Annotated in this window: 18 protein-coding genes; 12 read left to right on the top strand and 6 right to left on the bottom strand. The window is 47.7% G+C overall.

Features of this window, described 5'->3' with window-relative positions; translation table 11 throughout:
* The first annotated feature begins 3 nt into the window (after positions 1-3).
* From mrdA to WCN91_RS08150, 8 genes are all read left to right on the top strand, one after another.
* A complete protein-coding gene (mrdA, locus tag WCN91_RS08185) occupies positions 4-1,887 on the top strand; it encodes a penicillin-binding protein 2 (protein ID WP_342678019.1) in 1,884 nt (627 codons plus the stop codon).
* Positions 1,884-2,987 (top strand): rod shape-determining protein RodA, encoded by a 1,104-nt coding sequence (gene rodA, locus WCN91_RS08180; RefSeq protein WP_342678017.1) that lies wholly within the window; start codon positions 1,884-1,886, stop codon positions 2,985-2,987. Before mrdA ends, rodA begins: the two co-directional genes overlap by 4 nt.
* Positions 2,987-3,778 carry a septal ring lytic transglycosylase RlpA family protein gene (locus tag WCN91_RS08175; protein WP_342678015.1) on the top strand — a complete coding sequence of 264 codons (792 nt, stop codon included), beginning with the start codon at positions 2,987-2,989 and terminating at the stop codon, positions 3,776-3,778. The genes rodA and WCN91_RS08175 overlap by 1 nt, the downstream gene beginning before the upstream one ends.
* A gap of 48 nt (positions 3,779-3,826) precedes the next feature.
* The gene (locus WCN91_RS08170) at positions 3,827-4,990 is read left to right on the top strand and encodes a serine hydrolase (protein WP_342678013.1); all 1,164 of its coding nucleotides are present in this window, start codon (positions 3,827-3,829) and stop codon (positions 4,988-4,990) included.
* Positions 4,991-5,144: 154 nt separating this feature from the next.
* Positions 5,145-5,423, top strand: a complete 279-nt coding sequence (gene ybeD / locus WCN91_RS08165) for a DUF493 family protein YbeD (RefSeq protein WP_342678011.1) — start codon at positions 5,145-5,147, stop codon at positions 5,421-5,423.
* A gap of 63 nt (positions 5,424-5,486) precedes the next feature.
* On the top strand, positions 5,487-6,092 hold the full coding sequence (gene lipB, locus WCN91_RS08160) for a lipoyl(octanoyl) transferase LipB (RefSeq protein ID WP_425416026.1): 606 nt from the start codon (positions 5,487-5,489) through the stop codon (positions 6,090-6,092).
* Positions 6,089-7,057 carry a lipoyl synthase gene (gene lipA, locus WCN91_RS08155; protein WP_105200677.1) on the top strand — a complete coding sequence of 323 codons (969 nt, stop codon included), beginning with the start codon at positions 6,089-6,091 and terminating at the stop codon, positions 7,055-7,057. The genes lipB and lipA overlap by 4 nt, the downstream gene beginning before the upstream one ends.
* A 346-nt stretch (positions 7,058-7,403) precedes the next feature.
* Complete coding sequence (locus tag WCN91_RS08150) at positions 7,404-7,982, top strand: LuxR C-terminal-related transcriptional regulator (protein WP_342678008.1); 579 nt, start codon at positions 7,404-7,406, stop codon at positions 7,980-7,982.
* Here WCN91_RS08150 and WCN91_RS08145 read toward each other — a convergent pair.
* The 6 genes from WCN91_RS08145 to WCN91_RS08120 are packed head-to-tail and all read right to left on the bottom strand — an operon-like array spanning position 7,951 to position 13,688.
* The gene (locus WCN91_RS08145; RefSeq protein WP_342678006.1) at positions 7,951-8,781 is read right to left on the bottom strand and encodes a hypothetical protein; all 831 of its coding nucleotides are present in this window, start codon (positions 8,779-8,781) and stop codon (positions 7,951-7,953) included. The genes WCN91_RS08150 and WCN91_RS08145 overlap by 32 nt on opposite strands.
* The gene (locus tag WCN91_RS08140) at positions 8,768-11,107 is read right to left on the bottom strand and encodes a fimbria/pilus outer membrane usher protein (protein ID WP_342678005.1); all 2,340 of its coding nucleotides are present in this window, start codon (positions 11,105-11,107) and stop codon (positions 8,768-8,770) included. The genes WCN91_RS08145 and WCN91_RS08140 overlap by 14 nt, the downstream gene beginning before the upstream one ends.
* Before the next feature lie 53 nt (positions 11,108-11,160).
* A complete protein-coding gene (locus tag WCN91_RS08135) occupies positions 11,161-11,892 on the bottom strand; it encodes a fimbria/pilus periplasmic chaperone (protein WP_342678003.1) in 732 nt (243 codons plus the stop codon).
* A 17-nt stretch (positions 11,893-11,909) separates the two neighbouring features.
* Positions 11,910-12,614 carry a fimbria/pilus periplasmic chaperone gene (locus WCN91_RS08130; protein WP_342678001.1) on the bottom strand — a complete coding sequence of 235 codons (705 nt, stop codon included), beginning with the start codon at positions 12,612-12,614 and terminating at the stop codon, positions 11,910-11,912.
* 47 nt (positions 12,615-12,661) lie between these two features.
* A complete protein-coding gene (locus WCN91_RS08125) occupies positions 12,662-13,144 on the bottom strand; it encodes a hypothetical protein (RefSeq protein ID WP_342677999.1) in 483 nt (160 codons plus the stop codon).
* Between the two features lie 43 nt (positions 13,145-13,187).
* Complete coding sequence (locus tag WCN91_RS08120; RefSeq protein WP_342677998.1) at positions 13,188-13,688, bottom strand: hypothetical protein; 501 nt, start codon at positions 13,686-13,688, stop codon at positions 13,188-13,190.
* A gap of 389 nt (positions 13,689-14,077) precedes the next feature.
* On the opposite strand from WCN91_RS08120, the gene WCN91_RS08115 reads away from it, so the two are divergent.
* The 4 genes from WCN91_RS08115 to WCN91_RS08100 all read left to right on the top strand — a co-directional run bounded on the left by WCN91_RS08115 (position 14,078) and on the right by WCN91_RS08100 (position 18,446).
* Complete coding sequence (locus WCN91_RS08115) at positions 14,078-14,671, top strand: hypothetical protein (protein WP_342677996.1); 594 nt, start codon at positions 14,078-14,080, stop codon at positions 14,669-14,671.
* A 59-nt stretch (positions 14,672-14,730) separates the two neighbouring features.
* Positions 14,731-15,723 (top strand): DUF4382 domain-containing protein, encoded by a 993-nt coding sequence (locus WCN91_RS08110; RefSeq protein ID WP_342677995.1) that lies wholly within the window; start codon positions 14,731-14,733, stop codon positions 15,721-15,723.
* A gap of 153 nt (positions 15,724-15,876) precedes the next feature.
* A complete protein-coding gene (locus WCN91_RS08105; RefSeq protein WP_342677994.1) occupies positions 15,877-17,052 on the top strand; it encodes a type III PLP-dependent enzyme in 1,176 nt (391 codons plus the stop codon).
* Positions 17,053-17,096: 44 nt separating this feature from the next.
* Positions 17,097-18,446, top strand: coding sequence for a DASH family cryptochrome (locus WCN91_RS08100; protein ID WP_342677992.1), 1,350 nt, complete (start codon positions 17,097-17,099; stop codon positions 18,444-18,446).
* Positions 18,447-18,459 lie beyond the last annotated feature (13 nt).

Raw genomic sequence — 18,459 nt, 5'->3', positions numbered from 1 at the left:
CCCATGCTGCGCAAACGCACTCCGATCCGCGACCATTCCGCCGAGGCCAATTTGTTTGCGCGGCGGGCCTTTACCGCCTTTGTTTTTGTCTTGATCCTGGTCGCTATACTTATTTCAAACCTGTATAACTTACAGATAGTTGCGCACCAAACTTATCAAACACGCTCGAACGATAACCGCATTAATGTGATCCCCATAGCGCCCAACCGCGGTCTTATTTATGACCGTAATGGCAATCTGCTGGCGGAAAACAAGCCCGTGTATAACCTCGAGGTGATCCCAGAAGAGGTGGATGATCTCGATGCCGCCCTTGATGAAATTGGCAAATTGATCAGCATTAGTGAGCAACAAAAAGATGAATTTTTAGACGATATACGTCATAACCGCCGCTTTAAAAGCCAGGTGCTTAAAGGCCGACTTGATGAAAAAGAGGTAGCGCTTTTTTCGGTCAATCAACATAAGTTTCCCGGCTTTAGCATTGAAGCCCGACTGGCTCGTCATTACCCCTACGGCGATACCTTAACCCATGCTTTGGGCTATGTGGCCAAACTCAATAAAAAGGAGCTGGCACAGCTTGAGGCGGAAGATTTAGCCACCAACTACCGCGCCACCCGCGACTTCGGTAAATTAGGTTTAGAGAAATTTTATGAAACCGAATTGCACGGTGAAGTGGGCTCGCAATCGGTGGAGATCAATAACCGCGGCCGGGTGCTGCGCAGTTTGGATGAAACCGCGCCTGTGCCGGGTAAAGATCTGGTACTGACCTTAGACATTGGCCTGCAACAAATCGCTCAATTGAGCATGGAAGATAAGCGCGGTACGATAATCGCCCTGGATGCGAAAACCGGTGGTATCCTGGCCCTGTATTCCAACCCCAGCTACGACCCTAACCTCTTTGTTCACGGCATTAGCTCGGCGGACTACAAGGCCCTGTTAAATCCGGACAGACCCCTTATCAACCGCGCCACTCAGGGGCGCTACGCTCCGGCTTCTACCATCAAACCGCATATGGCGATTTTCGGCATGGAAGAAGGGTTGGTAACAGAGCAAACCAAGATGTTCGACCCAGGGTTTTTCCAAATTCCCAATGTTGAGCATAAATGGCGTGACTGGCGCCGCTGGGGTCATGGTCATGTTGATGTGTACAAGGCCATCGAAGAGTCGTGCGACACCTATTTTTACGATATCGCCTATCGCGCCGGGATCACCAAGATCAGCGATTTTATGGCGCAATTTGGCTTTGGCGATCTCTCCGGCATAGATATCAAAGAAGAAACCACCGCCATTTTACCTACCAGAGAATGGAAAGAAGGACGTTTCCGCGAGCCCTGGTGGCGCGGCGATACCATCTCAGTGGGCATAGGTCAGGGTTACTGGACGGCAACGCCGATTCAAATCGCCAACTCCATTAATATCCTGGTGAATAAGGGCAGACACCATCCGCCGCACTTGGCACAAGCACTGCGCCGCGATGAGCAAGTAGAATTAATCAATAATGATGAAAAGCCACCCATAGTCTTGAACAACCCAAGACACTGGCAAATTGCTCTCGATGCCATGCATAACACAGTGACCAAGGTCACAGGTACGGCGCATAAGGCCTTTAAAGGTGCGACCTACGACCCTGCGGGTAAAACCGGTACGGCGCAGGTAGTCAGCATAGCCCAGGGTGAGCGTTACCAAGCCGATAAGCTTAAAGAGCGTCATCGTGATAACGCCATTTATGTAGGTTTTGCCCCTTTTAACGACCCGCAAATCGTGGTCACCATAATTGTCGAAAACACAGGTGGCGGCGCTTCGGTGGCGGCACCTATTGCCCGTCAGGTAATGGATTATTATTTCCTCGCCAATCCCATTAGCCAAGGCCAGAAGGAGCCGCAGTCATGACGCCAGTCACCAATAAGGTTTCTATTTGGCAGCGTGTACATATCGACCTGCCGCTGTTTTTGGCTCTGTTAGCAATGATGGCGGGCAGCTTAGCCATAGTGTATAGCGCCAGTGGCCAAGATACCGGCATGATGTTGCGCCACAGCACCCGCATGGGTGGCGCCTTTATTGCCATGATGATCTGTGCACAAATCTCGCCAAGCACCCTGAAACGCGTGGTGATCCCTCTGTACCTGGTGGGCACCTTAATGTTGGTCGCCGTGCTTTTTGTCGGTGTCAGCTCCAAAGGGGCGCAGCGCTGGCTAAATATAGGCATTCGCTTTCAACCCTCGGAAATCATGAAACTGGCGGTGCCTATGTGCGTCGCCTGGTATATTGGCCGTAACCATTTACCACCGAAATTAATTAACCTTTTTGTAGGTTTGGTAATAGTTATGGTGCCGACCTTGCTCATTAAAGAGCAGCCTGATTTAGGGACCTCGATTCTGATCGCCAGCTCAGGCATCTTTGTGCTGTTTTTGGCTGGCGTCAGTTGGCGCCTGATCGGCTCTTTAGCGGTCTTAGTCGGCGCTGGTGCGCCGCTGTTTTGGCACTATGGCATGCACGCCTATCAAAAGCAGCGGGTACTCACCTTCCTCAATCCGGAAAGTGATCCTTTAGGCTCGGGTTACCATATTATCCAGTCGAAAATCGCCATAGGCTCAGGTGGCATTGAAGGCAAGGGCTGGCTGCAAGGCACTCAGTCACAGCTGGAGTTTCTACCCGAGCGCCACACCGACTTTATCTTCTCGGTACTGAGCGAGGAGTTTGGCCTTATCGGTGTCTTATTCCTGCTCGGTGTCTACCTCTTTATTATCGCTCGCGGCCTCTATATCGCAGTAAATGCTCAGGAAGCCTTCGGCAAGTTATTGGCCGGTGCGCTGACCCTGACCTTCTTTGTCTATGTCTTTGTAAATATCGGCATGGTGTCGGGCTTATTACCCGTGGTGGGTGTTCCCTTGCCACTGATCAGTTACGGCGGCACATCTATGGTGACACTGCTAGCAGGCTTTGGCATCATAATGAGTATCGCCACGGAAAAACGGATGTTGAATAAATAATGGCCTTACGCGCACTTTTTATCGTCTTACTTAGTTTCATTATCACCGCCTGTAGCTCACCCGGCAGCGCCCCAAGCAAGGGTCAGGCTGGCCGCTATCAAATGGAGCATGATGCCGCACCGCTGCGTCACCCTTCGGACTTAGAACTGCAAGACGCTGTGGTCACAGACGAGGCGAAAAGCGCCGCGGCGAATCGCCCCTATCAAGTCAGGGGCAAGCACTATGTGCCTATGTTTGATGAAACCGGCTTCACCCAAAGCGGTATTGCTTCCTGGTACGGGCGCAAATTTCACGGCTATCACACCTCCAACGGCGAGGTATACGATATGTTTGCCATGACCGCGGCCCATAAAACCTTGCCACTGCCTAGCTTTGTGCGCGTCACCAATATCGACAATGGCCAGAGCGTGGTGGTGCGAGTTAACGACCGCGGCCCTTTCCATGAAGACCGTATTATCGATTTATCCTACGCTGCGGCGTATAAACTGGGTTATCACTTAAAGGGTACAGCCAAGGTTAAGCTCGAAGCCATTACCCTTGCCGACGCTAAGCCGCGCACCAAATACATACAGGTTGCTGCCGGGTCACAATTGGCGAATATTCAGGCGCTGGCACTGCAGCTAGAGCAGGATTATCACGTCCCGACCCATATAAAACAGCACCAAGATGGAATTTTTCGCCTTCGCTTAGGTCCAATAAGCGATGAGCAACAGGCTAAAACGTTATTAGAGCAATTAAAAAGTACTAGGTTTGCCCAAGCTTTCTTGCTTTATGACGACCAAGCCCTTTAAGATAACACCCTAACCGCACTTTCACCCAAAACAGATTAAACAAGCATAATGAAATCGATTAAACATTCTCTTCTAAAAGGCTTAAGTGGACTGCTATGTGCTAGCGCCGTTTTTACCGCTAACGCCCAAATTATTCCCGCAGCTCCTGAGGTTAATGCCAAGGGTTATTTCCTGGTTGACTTCACCACAGGCAAAGTAATCGCTGAAGGCGAAGCCGATACCAAATTGGCTCCGGCCAGTTTAACGAAAATGATGACCAGTTATGTGATTGGTACAGAAATCGCTGCTGGCAACCTGGCGCCCACCGATATGGTGACGGTAAGCGAAAATGCCTGGGCGAAGAACTTCCCTGAATCATCAAAAATGTTTATCGAAGTAGGTAAACAGGTCAGTGTTGAAGACCTTAACCGCGGTATCATAATTCAATCGGGCAACGATGCCTGTGTGGCCATGGCCGAGCACATTGCCGGCAGCGAATCGGCCTTTGCCGATTTAATGAATGCCCATGCGGAAAAACTAGGCATGAGCAACAGCCACTTTATTAACAGCCACGGCCTGGACACCAACGAGCATTACACCACGCCACGCGATATGGCGACCCTAGGTGCCGCCTTGATCCGTGATGTGCCGGACGAGTATGCCCTGTATAAAGAAAAAGATTTTACCTATAACGGCATTAAGCAGTTCAACCGTAACAGCCTGTTATGGGATCAGAGCCTTGAGGTTGACGGCATTAAAACCGGTCATACCGATGATGCCGGCTATAGTCTGGTTTCTTCAGCGACCAAGGGCGATATGCGCTTAATCGCTGTGATTATGGGGGCTAGCTCTGAGCGTGCTCGTAAGGTAGAAAGCAAAAAGCTGCTTAACTACGGCTTCCGCTTTTTTGAAACCATTACTCCGTATCAAGCCGGTGACAAGTTTGCCGAACAACGTGTTTGGATGGGCGATAAGGAAATCGTTTCTCTAGGTATTTTAGAGAGCACCCCAATCACTATTCCACGTGGCCAGCAAAAGAACCTGGAAGCCAACTTCGAGCTTGATACTACCTTGGAAGCGCCACTGGCCAAGGGCACTAAGGTAGGTACCTTATACCTGCAGCTAGCCGGTGAAGAGATTGCTAACTACCCCTTGGTTACGCTGGAAAGCGTTGAAGAAGGTGGTTTTTTCAGCAAGATCTACGACTACTTACGCTTGCAAATCATTGAGTAAGTAGAAATATACTTACAACTGGCCAAATCCAGAATAAGCGCCCCTATTGAGGGGCGTTTTTTTTGCGCTAAAAAATGCTAGAATATGCGCCATTGTGAACTAATGAACCCATTAGTTTGTCTACGTCCTGTGCTGTAAATGAGGGTCAAGCATTATGGTCAAGCCGGTTAAAGACACCAAGTTTGATGAGTATCTAGAGTTTCCTTGTCCGTTTACCTTTAAGGTAATGGGCCTTGCTAACGTAGAATTAACTGAGCAAGTACTTACAGTTATGCAAGAACATGCTCCGGGCGACTACGCCCCAAGAACCAAGCCCAGCAGCAAGGGCACTTACGAGTCGGTAACCCTGATTGCCACCGTAACGTCAAAAGAGCATATCGAAATTATCTACACTGAGCTGGGCAACCTTGATGATGTCCGCTACGTGCTTTAACAGCACCACAGAGGACACGCAGTGAGTAATCTAATTGTTCGCCAGCTAGGTCGCCAGGAATACATGCCTATTTGGCATGCCATGCAAGAATTTACCGATGTGCGCGATGAGCAAAGCGCCGATGAAATCTGGCTGGTTGAACACCACCCCGTATTTACCCAGGGCCAGGCCGGTAAAGAAGAACACCTGCTGATGCCAGGCGATATTCCTGTGGTTAAGGTCGATCGCGGCGGTCAGGTAACCTATCACGGCCCGGGCCAGCAAATGCTCTATGTACTGTTTAACTTACGTCGCCTGAAAATCGGCGTACGCGAGCTGGTCACCTGGCTCGAAGAAAGCATTATCGATTGTCTGAAAGAATATGGCGTTGTGGCCTATGCCAAAAAAGATGCTCCCGGTGTTTACGTGAATGAAGCCAAGGTTGCCTCGTTAGGCCTGCGTGTACGCCGTGGTTGCTCCTTCCATGGGCTGGCCTTAAATGTTGATATGGATTTAGGCCCATTTTTGCGCATTAACCCTTGTGGTTACGCCGGCCTGCAAATGGTGCAATGTAAAGACTTAGGCGGTCCACAAAGCGTTGAAAGCGCCGGACAAGGACTGGTGCAGCAATTAATTAAACGACTCAATCCTGCAGAGGTTGAGTACCAAGAAGGTTTAGTGAAAGAATGACAAAATCATCTGTACGTATGGAGCCGGGCGTAAAACTTCGTGACGCCCAAAAAATGGCACTGATCCCGGTCAAGGTCTTGCCGACAGAAAAAGAAGAAATGCTGCGCAAGCCACAGTGGCTGAAGATACGCTTGCCTAAGTCGAGCGAACGTATCGATGGTATTAAACAAGCCATGCGTAAACATGGCCTGCATTCAGTATGTGAAGAGGCCAGCTGCCCTAACCTGTCTGAATGTTTTAACCATGGTACGGCCACCTTTATGATCTTAGGTGCTATCTGTACTCGCCGCTGCCCGTTTTGCGATGTGGCACACGGCCGTCCGCTTAAACCGGATGCCGAAGAGCCGGAAAAACTAGCACTGACCATCAAGGACATGAAGTTAAGCTATGTGGTGATCACCTCGGTGGACCGCGATGACTTGCGTGACGGTGGTGCACAACACTTTGCCGATTGTATTCGTGAAATTCGCAAGCACAACCCGGGCATTACCATAGAAATTTTGGTTCCAGACTTCCGTGGTCGTATGGAGCGTGCCCTTGAGATCCTCAGTGAAACTCCGCCTGATGTATTCAACCACAACCTGGAAACCGCGCCACGCCTGTATAAACTGGCACGTCCTGGTGCTGATTATAAATGGTCACTAGAGCTGCTGCGTCGCTTTAAAGAAGCGCACCCAGAAGTACGTACTAAATCTGGCCTTATGGTTGGTTTGGGCGAAGAAATGAGTGAAATCGAAGAAGTGTTACGCGATTTACGTGAGCACAATGTTGATATGCTGACCGTAGGTCAGTATCTGCAACCTTCGAAGCACCACCTTGCGGTTAAGCGTTATGTGCCACCCGAGGAATTCGATGCCCTGAAAGAATATGCCGACGAAATTGGCTTTTCTCATGCTGCCTGCGGACCTTTCGTACGCTCCAGCTACCATGCCGACCAACAGGCGGCGGGTAAAGAAGTTAAATAAATAAGGCAAATCACATCCATATTATTACGCCTCCCTTTTATATCGGGGGGCGTTTTTATTTCTGATACCAATCGGTCGAGAAAAATCGCTTTTCTCGTGTAAAAGTTTGACCTAAAAAAGGTACGCAACTACAATAGCTAACTTGACTGGACACTAAACTATCACTTTTTGCTTTAAATCCTTTACCAGAGTGAGACTTAAAAAGGCACTGAAGGCAACCATAATCAAAGCTAAGTATTACCTGATTATTCATAACAAACTAAGCTAAAAAATAGTCACATTTCACATTTAATTGTGGCCAACTCTGTTAGACTTCAGGGACGCTTCGCTATTTCAGGATGAAATTATGTCGCAAATAAAGCCCACACCACAACACAGTGTAATGATGCAAGCCTTCACTAAAGAGCGTACTCTAGTTATAGATCATCAAGCACTCGAATCCCTGACCACTCCTGCTTTTCTCACCAAGTTTATGTTTGAATGTGACTTAAGTCATTTGCTGATTAAGAATGTTCCAGGCAATATTGACTTTTCTGAGCTCAAATCATGGCCTAATTTAAGTGGTATTTTACTCGCTCCTACGGAATGCAAACACATTACCCGAGGACTAGAAGCCATACAGGAAGGCCGCTCATGGTTTCCCCGAGCGGTAACGGATCACTGGATGCGCCATTACCTTAACACGCAACAACATCAAAGCACGCAAATTGCCCAACTTACAGATAAAGAATTAAAGGTGTTAAAGCTTTTAAGCGCGGGCATATCTTTGGCGCATATGGCCGAAAAAATGTTTATCAGCGATGCCACAGTGCGCGTTCATCTGCATAAAATCTACCAAAAAATTGGCGTTAAAAACAAACAGCAAGCTGTTCTTTGGGCAACACAAAACTTAACTAAAACTGCTGTGGAACCAAGCGAATCGTAACCGTATCTTGGTAGTTCCCAGCTGCCAATTGATCAAACTGCTCTAGCTCGATAGCAAGGGGTAACAGGGTTTGGTTTTGAACCAAAGGTGTATTGCCGCGCCAAGGGCTTTCAAGATTGGCCCACTGCCCTAGCAACTCCATCATATAACCAACACGCCATTTCTCTGTGGTTTGGTGAACTAGCTTGCCCTGATTTAAAGACGAGATCTCCAGCGCCACGGGGACATTCGCTTGAATAAACAACTGCGGCAAATGGCCATAATACTGACCACTTTTCAGCTCACCCAAATCAACAAAGGCATGCGTGGCTTGCGCCCCTAACCAGGCAAGCTGTAAGTGCTGCTCTATTTCGCCTTCCAATTCATAACTTTGCGAGCTGACCAGACTATCACCCAGCATTAATTCAAAGGTTAATAAGTCTCTATATATACCTGCTCGAGCAATTTGGTGGCCATCTAGTTCGCCAATGAGTGTCAGCTCCTTCCCCCCTGTAAGCGGGCTACTTTGTTGCCAGGCATTAAATTGTTCATTTAACAGGCGGTAACGCAACTGTGCGCCACTGTGCAGCAGTACGTACTGATTTTGAGAGCTAATTTGTAAACGATAAACACATTGCTCAGGTGCTTCAAGACGCACTTTTAACTGGTAGCGCGCCAGCGGGCTTTGCTCGAAACGGTACTGAGAAAAAGTGTTATACTCATGACTTAACTGCATGCTTACCTGCTCACATTCACTGGCAGATAAAGGCATGGTAAAAGCGCTTAATACAATAAAAAACGCCCATTTAAGGTTGTACATAGATCACTCCTCGGCGCTGTAATTGCTGACCATCTTCTACCACCAGCTCGAGCAAAACTTGCTCTGAACCATCCAGAGAAACCTGATACACACAGGCGGCAATATTAGTCAACGCAAAGCGGCCTTTGCGGTTGGTGAAAAAACGATAACTTTTATCATTGTCGGGACATCTAGCTGCCAACGAGGTCAAGGCCAGCGGTGTATCCTTATCCTGATATAAGGTGCCTATCAGGGTAATATTCTCTGCTGATCCCAGAGTAATACTATGACCACTGCGATGCAGAGGTGAAAACACCAAGGAGCCGTTAACGTTATAGCCAAGGGGTAAATCCTCGACTTCGATATCGATGATGCTATTGGTGTAAGCGCTCAAATCAGACAAAACCACGGCTTTAGACCAGGATGAATTGCGCGCGCGAACATCACCATCACGGTTGGATGATAATAACCGCTTGTCTTTTAACGAGGCATGCGGGACGACGATGGCAAACGCATCATCAATGGGGCGACCAACCGCCCACTGGTTATCCGCATAAGCCCAACTTTGCTGCAGTGATAACTGAGTGCGGTGACGAGCAGTTCGTGCATCCAATGTCTCATAACTACTGCCATGCGTAATAGAGCCCTCAAACCGGTTGCCATTGTAATTGGCAAATAAATCCAGCGCGGCTTGCTCGTCTTCGGTGTTATCGTAACTGGCACGGAGCTGATTCATCCCAATAAATTGACTGTTGCGCTGCTGCGAATACTCAATATTGTCGTGGTGGTCGCGCCGCTCTGTGAGCACTCTTAGGCGCCGTTCATTATCAAAGCGATATGTAAGCTGTAAGCCAAAATTATATTCCTTGTCCTCTTCCTCGCGCCACTGTGCAAACACGCGCCAATTGATTGGCCAACTTACAAGCGTATCGCTGAAACTAACCCGTACACTGTTTGACCAACGCTCGTTATTATGGGGCTTTATCGTAGCGCCACTTACTGCAAGGATCGCCCCTGATTCAAAGCCATAGCGGTAATTGGCACGCCAGGCGTGACGTGAAAATGGGGAGCTGGGCAATTGCAAAGACTGCAAATACAATACCCGAAAATCTTCATCACTCCAGCGGTAATTGAGCTCAAACTCACTACCCACTGTACGCCGATAACTTTGAAAGATAAACTCACCCGAGTAGCCAAGACCAAATGTTTCATCGTCACTAACGGCGGCACCTACTTGCCATAACCCCCAATCCGAGGCATAGGCCCATTGACTACTCAGTTGTTTTAAATGCTCACTCAATTGAGCACCAGCGGCTAAGGTACTTTCAAGGCTCAAGCCGTATTCTGCATGCATGCTTAAGAATTTTTGTTGCCAAGCGTAATCTGGCTGGTTGTCACCACGATCACTGGGTACCCCGAGATAACTGTATAATCTCAACTCCTGAGGCGCCAGCAGGTCAAGTGCACTATTAACCCCTAAGGAAATGGTTGTAACCTCGCCGGCATCATCTGTAATGCGCAGCTCGATATCATTGGCTCCCTCTTGCAACGGGATATCGGCAAGGTTATAAAGCCCTGGCTGCAAAGGTACACGCCGCAATAAGCGACCCTCGCTAAAAATTTCAACTTCGGAAGGGCGTGTGAGCGTAAAACTATACTGGGCACCGGCGGCTTGACGCCTGCGGGTAATAACGCCGCTGTCTTTTACATAGCCTAGGCCTAAAGAGTTTAATGCACCTTGAAAGTCCCCACCACGTACATATTGGTCACCCACAGTAAAGCGGGCATCGCGATCAGGAAAGTCATAGCTTAAACGCGTTGCGATACGTTCAAAGTTTTCCTCGCGTTCGTCTTTTTGCCATTGCTGATTGGACTCAAACACCCAGTCATATTTACGGGCAACCATTTCGCTGCGCCAGGTGTATGTTTGCTCCGAGTCGGTAAACGGATTATCTTGATTAACCGCATTTAGAAAATGATTAAGATAAGCACTGGTTTTTGCCACCGGAAGCGCTTGCAGCGCCCGCCTTTCGTTTCCTAGTGACACACGTTGGCGCCCTACCAGCCTAGGTTCGAGCACCAGATGCAATGAAAAGTCACTCATATCAAAACGATGTGCTATGCCGTGCGGCTGCAACTCAGCCAAGTCAATTTTTGGTGTGTTTACCCAATCAATATAGGCTGACTGGGCATCGCTATTAAGCCTGGGGTAAAGATACTCGTCCAACAAAGACTTATCGATCACAAAGTGATCTTCGGGGGTAATGGTTATATCTACAACCGCACGCTGAACTTGATTGATGTATAACTGCACCGAAAGGTCTAAATCCCGTCCTGTAGGGTTCACTTTAGCAAAACTGCTCGCCGAGGCGGCCAATATCAATAAACAGACAGCCGCCTTTAAGGCTCGATACGCACATGCCATGGTCCTTGGCCTTTTATTATTAGTTGCATCAAGGCATCTCGCAATGCCGGAGAAAACTCTAAATGCTTGGCGCTGTTCGCCGCCACAAAGTCATCCACTTCACTTTGATATAGCACACGGGGCGGAATTCGCACACGCTGACCTTGCTCATTTTCAAGGTACCAACGCAAGTTATTCAGATAGGCGTGGCCATTCCCCCGGTTTTGCACATAAATATAGCCTTGGTCATCCCTTAGGTGACTTTGGTTTACACTAATATCTGCATTAAATTGGCTATGTTTCAGATGCACTACGGTATTGATATCAAGCAACATACGCACATGACCCGGCTCAGCATCTACAGATGCTACGGGTTGTTGGTTCAGACGGACATAAAAGCTTTTATCACTGCTAAGCGGTTGCTTTTTATAAATTATCTGAACACTGTGAGACTGTCCTGGTTGAAGCAAGAGCGCAGGAGGAAAAACGCTTAAAGCCTCGCTTGGGCTGGCCTTGACTCCAGTTTCATCAAAAGCCAATTCCCAAACATCCACTTCAAAAGCAAATTCACGGTTGGTGGGATTGGCTACGGTAAGCCCTCCCCGTGCATCTCTATCCGCCTTAAGCGTCTGCACCATGGGGGTTACTTCTAAAGCCCCCCCAGGTAAACAAAAAAATGCCAGTAACCCAGCGATAAACCACACTATTGTCCGCTGCTTTATCACCATGTTATCACCACGTCTTTTTACTTGGTTGTAGAAAAGGTTAGTTGCGTACTATTTATGTCAAAGCCAGCAGGGGGTGTAAAAATCACCTTTCGTTGACTATGAGGGGGAAGAAAAGAGCCATCAATAGCCTGAGACAAACTCATACCTTGAAGTACTACTTGTTGCTTACCGTCATCCAATTGCCACTGACTTGCTATTAAGCGTGAATAGCGATCACCTGAGTTTTCAAATGTGAGCACCCATTTATCACCCTGCTGCCCTTTACTAAGCAGGCGTACATCTTCCTTGGTGTTTTGCGGTACCACATTATAAAGTGTGCGAAAACTAATCAACATACCCACCGACGACACATCTTCCGTCTGCGCGCTGGCAACATTTACCTGGTCGATATTTATTCTATAGGCCTTAGACTCCTTTAACAGCGGCTCACCAATATAGCGTACCACCACAGTTTGAGCCGCCCCTGGCGCAAGCGTTACCGTCATGGGCAAGATCAAAAAATCATCCTCATTGGCCGTGAGTATCTCCTTTGAATTGGCATCCAAGGTCAAATCATGAGCACTGATTTCCAGTGTTAAAGGTGCCTCATTGGTATTGACTATACGCATGTTTTTCTGCGATGCCTGACCAGTCGGTGTAAACTCCGTTACCATGGGCTCAACCTGAAGTGCCCAAACACTGCTTTGCCATAGCAACAAAGCGAATATTAGGAAATAGCGCATATTTTTCTCCATAAAAAAGGCAGCCGAAGCTGCCTAACTACTTAAAATTAATTCGCGGTAATAGCAATTTGTAGAGTATCCGCGTAAGTACCGGCCCACGTAGGTGCTTGAACAACTTCAATTTCTAAGTCACCCCCTGTACCAGCTGCAAGCACAGGAGAAGCAGGGAAGCTGCCAGAAGCTGACTGGTCGTTAATGCCGTTATCTGCTTGAAGGGTGAAGCTGTTACCATCAGCGGTCAGGGTTGCGTGATAACCAACACCCTGGTCTTCGTGGTCTGCATTTTGTAGATGGCCTTCTGCTGTAGTCATGGTGATAGTTGCGCCGTCAACATCGTTACACTGTACATTGAAGTTTTGATTGCTGGTACTACCCATCGCTAGCGCTGGGAATAGTACAGGACCCAAGCCATTAATTGCACATACTGAAGGAACGGCACCGCCGATATCTACATTTTGTGCCATTACTGAGCCACTCATTAATGCCGCGGCACCTACTGCTACTAATGTTTTTACGTTACTGATTTTCATAGTTATATTCCTCTAACTGGTTCTTTGCTTTACTGTTGCTTTATTATTGAGAAACGCCAAATTGCTTCGGTGTTACTTCCAGCCGAACCTGGTCATGATATTGCCCGGCATAATAAAGCGGTTGCGCAAGCTCGACAGTAAGCATTCCTTGCCTAACGAACATAGGTTCATCAATGCGTAGTTGCTTTCCCTGCACAAGCTCCTTTGCGTTATATGCTGTTGCCCCGATAACTTCGGGAACATCAACAGTTAATAAATATGGCGCAAGCACATCACTTAAGTTGTGTTTGAGCCCTCCATTTTGTGAGTAAAGCGTCAAAGTCATAGGCGAATTGCAACTAAAATTCAATCCAGCACTTGCTGACTCATTAGACCTTACCTGAAGCGTGGTAGAAGAAACTGCTAATTCACAGTGAGTAGGTACATGCCCTTGCATCGTAAGTGTAACTTCTTGACCCACTGCCACTGAACTACACAGCAGTGTAGTGGTCAAAATGAACAGGGGCGTCAGTTGCCTACCTTGGTATTTACTTAACTGTGTCATAACGGCCTCTTGCCAAACGCACATTAACTTTAGCCAGAACCTAAAATTAAGTAAGTTCAAATTCATTGCCATATGTTTATCTCAACTAAACAAATAACGATGAACCAAAGCGAGATTAGCAGGGGTCGAATAACTCCCGCCTAAACCCACAAAGTTGAATTACCATTAAAATACAGATAGTTAAATAAAGTCATACAAAGTAAACATTCACCAAACAACACGGCAAACATTGTGATTTAGGTGAGCCTTAACTTACACGTCAATCCCAAAAGTGGCGTCTTGAGCTATGTTATTGTTATATTTAGAGCAGTATTATTGAGTCAAGGTCATGTTATTATTTACAATTTAATAACATCTAATTTGTACTCAGAACATGTGAGGGTTGTCTATTGACCGACTTTACTGAGCAAGAACTCGCTTTTTTTAAACAGGTTTTTGCCGATCAATCCGTAAATAATCCGAATCTAACTGGCGCTGTTTTATCATTGCGTTCGGAGCTACCCGGGTATGCCGCTAATTTATTTGACTCCCTCAATTTGTGCATGCTCGCTGAGATTGGGAGGTTTGAGCTCTGGTTTCCTCTGACCCTTGGATTAACAACCGATGGTGACCTACAGCCCAAACTTGATGCCCCAGAGATTTTTGATGCGCAAGGCCAGCACCGTAGTTGGCGAAATGATGATCCCAGCGACTGCTTTTTAGAGGTAAGTCGAACTCGCATTCCCTTATTATCACTGTCATCAACTGGGACCGTAATTGATGGCAGCCGGTTTAAAGAGCTCCCCCAATACGGTAAAGCAACGTTGCGGTTAGGTATGTACACCCCTATTAAGATTGAGTTTGATCAGATCCGTCAACAAAACCATGCCATCGCTCTATACATTAAGGTTAATCACAACAAAAGCGCACTGCGCCGCTATTTATTTGAATGCCACAAAAAAGCCTTTGCAAACGTGTACCAACAATTAACTAGCCAAGGTTAAATGCAGGTTCATTTAAGTTTCCTAAACTGGGGGAGTATTTTCAGTCAAAAGGATAAATTATGACTCTTAAAGCCTATTCAATACCTCCACTTATCGCCGCTCTTATGTTGACTGGCTGTGGCGGCTCGAGTGACGACGATAATAACCTTGAACCAATAACGACTAAATTTACCTTAGGTATATCGGATGCACCTGTCAGTAATGCAAAAGAAGTCTGGGTAGCTTTTGATAGCATCATTCTTAATGCCGCCGATGGTGAGCGCCCAACATTTGAAACCCGTACCGCAGACGGTGAACCGGTAATGGTTAACCTTTTAGATTTCACCGGTAGCGATGTATTTGAGCTTATCGATGATGAAGTTGTAGCACCGGGTCAGTACAACTGGTTACGCGCCAATATAGTAAACGGTGATGAAGCCAATCTCGCGATGACTTCTCACATTGTTTATAACGATGATACCCTAGCTCCTATTGTAGTTAAGCGTAAAGGCAACGATGGTCTTGGTGAGATTCAAATCAATGATTTCACACTTGCTGTTGGCGAGAACGATTTTGTGCTTGAGTTTGACCTGAAAAAATCACTGGTTGACCCTAGCAACAGCGACATTGTGAACCTTAAACCTACAGGTATCCGCCTTGAAAACCTTGCCGATGTTGAAGACATCAAAGGCTTAGTAACAGAAGCCATGATTACCAACTGTGAAGCCGACAACATCGACTTTGCTCCAGAAACAGGTGCCTTTGGCCATGCGGTTTACCTGTACAGCGGTGATGTTGTTGAGCCTAAAGATCTGTATGTTGAGACAGACGGTGAAACGTCTCCTGCCGATGCCCCAATCGCAACGGCTAGCGTGGCACTTGATGATGACAGTGGTAACTACGAGTTCGAAATTGGCTTCGTAGCAGCGGGTAGCTATCAACTTGCCTACACCTGTACGGCACACCTTGATGACGCTGAAGTACTGAATGAAGAAGTTACTTTATACTCTATTCAGGACGTCACTGTAGCAGCCGGTGAAGACGCAGAAGTGACTTTTGATATCGCTGAATAAACAGCTGAAATAAAGCGATAAAATTTTTAAAAATTTTGCTTGCGTGGCGCAATAATTTGGCTATTATTGCGCCACTTTTATTAGATAGCCAATCCTAGTACAGCATTTCTTGCCAAGGCGAAAGAGTAACTATCCAAATTAACTTTTGGAGTTATGATGTCGGTTTCTACCCTTGCTCAGCCTTTTGCTACAAACAACGAGCACCTTTCTCTATGCACCGCCCTTGCGAAGCAACACGGCACCCCATTGTTGGTGCTTGATCTAAACCAAGTGCGTGAAAATTATTTACAGCTGGCCAACGCCTTGCCTAATGTTGCCTTGCATTATGCGCTTAAGCCTTTGCCTCATATTGATGTGGTACACACATTAAATGAGCTTGGTGGCAGCTTTGATTTGGCCACAAACGGCGAAGTGGATCTGGTGGCTCAGGCGGGTGTTGCTCCTTCTCAGGTGATCCACACTCACCCGATCAAACGCGTAAGTGATATAGAGCATGCTCTTAGCTATGGCTGTACCACCTTTGTGTTCGACAGCGAAAATGAGCTGCATAAATTTGTGCCTTATCGCGACCAAGTCGAGTTATTGCTGCGCCTGAGCTTCCCTAACAAGGATGCGGCGGCCGACTTGTCCAAGAAGTTTGGGGTGATCAGAGCTGATGCCTTACCCTTGCTTAAGCGCGCAAAAGAGTTAGGTATTCGCGTACGTGGTTTATCATTCCATGTAGGTTCGCAAACCATGGATGCGGGTAAATATGTGCATGCTATCGAACAATGCAAAATAGTCTTCGAAGGAGCTGTCGCTGAAGGTCTGGGCGCCATGAACACCTTGGATATAGGCGGTGGTTTCCCCGTAAGCTACTCTGGGCAGCCCATTGATATCTTTGAATTTTGCGCACCGATACGCGATGCTTTGAGCAGCTGGCCTGACACAGTACAGTTTATTGCCGAGCCAGGACGTTTTATCGTTGCCTCGGCTATGACTCATGTGATGAGTGTGATGGGTCAAAGCAAGCGCGGGGGCACCACCTGGTACTACATGGACGATGGTGTCTACGGCGCCTTTAGTGGCCGAGTGTATGGTGAGCCAGATCAGCGCTTTTACAGCCTGGCACACGAAGATGTGCAACCTTGTGTTTTAACCGGGCCAACCTGTGACAGTATCGATGTTATCAGCGATAACTGTTTAATGCCGGCTTTAGCCGACGGTGATTTGGTGTTTACCGAGAATATGGGGGCCTATACCTGGACCACCAGCACCGAGTTTAACTTCTTCGCCAAGGCGACCCTGATCAGCCTGCAGCCCTCACTTATGGTTGCCCAGGTCGGTTAATCCCTGTTCATTAAATCTCTGCCGAGGCATCGGCAGAGATCCACATGCCATTCGCCTACGTATCTATCGACTCCAATTCCTCGTTTGTGATCGATATGCGAATCGGCCTTTACCTTTTTAGTAACGACCTCAGAGTAGAAGATAACGCCCTATTACGGCTAATCAGTACGCGTTGCGGACAGATTCTTTTTGTTTATTGCCCACTGAGAAGGCTCTTTCCATCTGCTTACAACGCTTACCCGCCCCAGCATAATGCAGAGCCCGTTCGCATTTTCACCCAGGCGACACTCGCCAACCTAGCAAAGCAGCTATCGGCCTACGACCACTCCCTGTATCACGTCGAGCGACTTGAACAACTAGACCGGCTAATTAAAACGCACAATATTACGGACATAGGCATTGCCTTTCAGCATGGCTGGGCAGAATTAAACACTGTGCACCTGCTTAAAACACGTATGCCACATCTGAGTTTCTGGCACGCCCATAACCATACCTTGTTCAGCGCCGAGAAATTACCCTTTTCTGTGTCTGCTATACCGGCGACATTTAGCCAATTTCGTAAGAAAACCGAAAACTCGGTGGCAATCGAACCCACTTTGCAAAAACCCATCGCCTTACCCAAACCCTTGCACTGTGATTTACCTGTTTGCTCCCTAGATCCTTCACCAGAAGCACTGACAGAGCCTTGGTTTAATAACAGCGCTCTCCAGGCACTGAGTGCCTATTTCAGCACGCGAGCGGCCAGCACTTACAAGCAAACCCGTAATGCTTTGCATGGTGACAAGTTCTCAACCGGGCTCTCTCCCTGGTTGGCCAATGGCTCTCTCAGCGCTCGCCAGGTCTATAGCGCCCTACTTGCTTATGAGCAACGCTGCGGCGCCAATGAATCGACTTACTGGGTCTACTTTGAACTCTTGTGGCGAGAATATTTTCAATGGCTGGCTCTAAAGCAAGGCCGCTCGCTATTTGTATTTAAAGGCATGAGCCACACGGCCCCAAAAACCAGCTTTTACCCGGAACGTTATCAGGCCTGGTGTCATGGCAATACCGAGTTTGAGCTGGTCAATGCGCTTATGCATCAACTCAATACCAGTGGATGGATGTCCAACAGAGGCAGACAAATCGTCGCCAGTTGTTTTGTCAATGAACTAGAACTTGATTGGCGCTACGGCGCGGCCTACTTCGAGCATCACTTGATTGATTACGATGTTGCCAGCAATTATGGCAACTGGCAGTACATAGCCGGGGTCGGTGCCGATCCCCGCGGCGGACGCCATTTCAACATTGCCAAACAAACCGAGTTATTCGACCCCGACGGCCAGTTTATCAAGCGTTATGGTGGAGTGGCTATGCAAACTCAGGAACGAGATCACAATGGATGGCCACAGAAATAATATCAGAGACAGT

It is taken from the genome of Pseudoalteromonas qingdaonensis (assembly GCF_038739665.1).
Classification (GTDB): Bacteria; Pseudomonadota; Gammaproteobacteria; order Enterobacterales; family Alteromonadaceae; genus Pseudoalteromonas; species Pseudoalteromonas qingdaonensis.
Note: the sequence above shows the minus strand (reverse complement) of the source record. Positions and strands in the feature narration are given on the sequence as shown.